The sequence below is a fragment of the Stenotrophomonas sp. HMWF003 genome (assembly GCF_003061285.1).
GTDB lineage: Bacteria > Pseudomonadota > Gammaproteobacteria > Xanthomonadales > Xanthomonadaceae > Stenotrophomonas > Stenotrophomonas maltophilia_AP.
The window spans coordinates 18,464-21,206 of record NZ_QAIW01000065.1 but is presented as its reverse complement, the minus strand read 5'-3'; the positions used below and the strand labels follow the sequence as shown (position 1 = coordinate 21,206).

Here is a 2,743-nt window from a genome sequence, read left to right as displayed (position 1 = left end):
GCGAACTGGACAGCCGCCCCAGCCTGTTCAATCCCATCTGGTATGCCGGCAGCTACACCATCGGCACCCTGGCCGGCCTGCGCGGCGACGGCTGGAACCTCGGCTTTGTCGTCGAAACCGAGCGCCAGGTCGAAGCCCACCTGGACGAACACCTGGACACCCTGCCCCCGGCCGACCTGCGCAGCCGCGAGATCCTCAAGGTGATGAAGATCGACGAGGCCCGGCACGCCGACCACGCCGAACATGCCGGCGCCCGCAAGCTGCCCTTCCCGATCCCCTCGGTGATGGCGCTGGCCTCCAAGGTCATGAAGACCATCGCCTACCGCGTGTGACCTCCCGTCCCGGCTGAGGGGCCCGCCCGGCGGCCGGACACAAAAAACGGCCCGGTGTCTTCACACCGGACCGTCGTCGGTTGGCTTCCGTGGCACCCGGTTCTACGCGACCCTGGCACCCGGCGCGGGACCGTCCCGCCTGTGCAGCACCGCCACGGGTTGCCCCGGGCGGCTGACACGTGAGGCATTACTCGGCCAGGTTGCGCCCGTGGAACAGCTCTTCGATCTCACGACGCAGCAGCGCTTCGATCTTCATGCGTTCCTTGAACGAGATGTTCTTCGCCTTCTCTTCGAACAGGTACTGGTCCAGGTCGAAGTCCTTCAGGTGCATCTTCGTGTGGAAGATGTTTTCCTGGTAGACGTTGACGTCGAACATCTCGTAACGCGACTTGATGTTCTTGGCCAGGAAGTTCTGGATCGAGTTGATCTTGTGATCGATGTAGTGCTTCTTGCCCTTCACATCACGGGTGAAGCCACGCACGCGGTAGTCCATGATCACGATGTCCGATTCCAGACTCTCGATCAGGTAGTTCAGCGCCTTCAACGGCGAAATCACGCCGCAGGTGGCCACGTCGATGTCGGCGCGGAAGGTTGCGATGCCTTCCTGCGGGTGCGTTTCCGGATAGGTGTGCACAGTGATGTGCGACTTGTCCATGTGCGCGACCACGGCGTCGGAGATCAACTCCTTGCCGGCCTGCTTCTTGTCGATCACCGGCTCTTCCGAGATCAGGATCGTCACCGAGGCACCCTGCGGATCGTAATCCTGGCGCGCCACGTTGAGGATGTTGGCGCCGATGATCTCGGCGACATCGGTCAAGATTTGAGTAAGCCTGTCGGCGTTGTACTCTTCATCGATGTATTCAATATAACGCTGACGCTCCTCTTCGGTGCGCGCGTAACACACGTCATAGATGTTGAAGCTCAGCGCCTTGGTGAGGTTGTTGAAACCCTGCAACCTGAGGCGAGGCAACGGCTTGACCACGGCGGTCGATCCTGTGAGTGGTGGGAAAGGGGGAATTATGGGGCAAAGTGATCGGGGGCGAAACTTGCATTGACACGAGTAGCTGTGCTTTGTTTGCCCTTAACAAATCGGATCGTTAAGCTCGCGGCACATAGCCGTGAATTGTTCATGAGCAAAGGGAGCGCCTCAACCGTGTCAACAGTGCGCCTTGCCGCAAGTCCACTGGCCCTGGATATCGCCACCATCGACCGGTTTCTGGCCCACAGCCATCGTCGCCGCTATCCCGCCCGTACCGATGTCTTCCGCCCCGGAGACCCGGCTGGCACCCTTTATTACGTGATCAGTGGCTCGGTCTCTATAATTGCTGAGGAAGAGGACGACCGCGAGCTGGTCCTCGGCTACTTCGGTTCAGGTGAGTTCGTCGGCGAGATGGGCCTGTTCGTCGAATCGGACCGCCGCGAGGTGATCCTGCGCACCCGCACCCCCTGCGAACTGGCTGAAATCAGCTACGAGCGCCTGCACCAGCTGTTCCTCGGCCCGCTCTCGGCTGATGCCCCGCGGCTGCTGTATGCGCTGGGCCAGCAGATCTCCAAGCGCCTGCTCGACACCAGCCGCAAGGCCAGCCGGCTGGCGTTCCTGGACGTCACCGACCGAATCGTGCGCACCCTTCACGACCTGTCCCGCGAACCGGAGGCCATGAGCCACCCGCAGGGCACCCAGCTGCGCGTGTCGCGCCAGGAACTGGCCCGGCTGGTCGGCTGCTCGCGTGAAATGGCCGGCCGCGTGCTCAAGAAGCTGCAGACCGACGGCCTGCTGCACGCCCGCGGCAAGACCGTGGTCCTGTACGGCACCCGCTGACCGCACCCGCCAGGTAGAGCCGACCGTTGGTCGGCTACCCCGCACGCCACCCCGCATGCCGCCCCGCACGCTATCCGACACGCCCCCCGGCCTTTCGCCGGGCCCGGGCTGCCCGGGGGTGTCGGACAGGGGCCGGCACGCCCCTGCCGTTTCCCGGTAGGCTGGGGCCATGGAGCTTGGCAGCGAATTCTATTGGTTCATCTTGATCGGCCTGGGCGCGCAGCTGGTCGACGGCGCCCTGGGGATGGCCTTCGGGCTGATTTCGTCCTCGATCCTGCTCAGCATGGGCCTGCCCCCGGCGGCGGTGAGCGCCAGCATCCATACCGCTGAAGTGTTCACCACCGGCGCATCGGGGGTCTCCCACCTGGTGGCCGGCAATGTCGACCGCCGCCTGTTCCTGCGCCTGGCCCTGCCGGGCGCGGTGGGCGGGGTTGTCGGTGCCTACGTGCTGACCCAGCTGCCCGGAGAGTTCATCCGCCCGTTCATCTACTGCTACCTGCTGGTGCTGGCGATCTTCATCCTGCTGCGCGCGGCCGGGCGGCTGATGCCGGCCCAGGAAGTGAAGCGGGTGCCGGTGCTGGGCTTCTTCGCC

General features: G+C 64.1%; 4 protein-coding genes. 3 read left to right on the top strand and 1 reads right to left on the bottom strand.

Annotated features, from left to right (window positions below):
- Positions 1 to 332 (top strand): demethoxyubiquinone hydroxylase family protein (locus tag DBR34_RS02430; protein WP_181393879.1); only part of this gene is annotated, 332 nt, incomplete at its 5' end.
- 187 nt (positions 333 to 519) lie between these two features.
- On the opposite strand, the gene speD is transcribed toward DBR34_RS02430, so the two are convergent.
- Positions 520 to 1,314, bottom strand: coding sequence for an adenosylmethionine decarboxylase (gene speD / locus DBR34_RS02425; RefSeq protein ID WP_025874620.1), 795 nt, complete (start codon positions 1,312 to 1,314; stop codon positions 520 to 522).
- 147 nt (positions 1,315 to 1,461) lie between these two features.
- Here speD and crp point away from each other — a divergent pair, with 147 nt between their 5' ends.
- Both crp and DBR34_RS22030 read left to right on the top strand, forming a co-directional pair.
- Positions 1,462 to 2,151: a cAMP-activated global transcriptional regulator CRP gene (gene crp / locus DBR34_RS02420; RefSeq protein ID WP_038685793.1), complete on the top strand. Its 690-nt coding sequence runs from the start codon at positions 1,462 to 1,464 to the stop codon at positions 2,149 to 2,151.
- Between the two features lie 169 nt (positions 2,152 to 2,320).
- The coding region (locus DBR34_RS22030) for a sulfite exporter TauE/SafE family protein (protein ID WP_258223623.1) at positions 2,321 to 2,743 on the top strand (423 nt) is incomplete at its 3' end.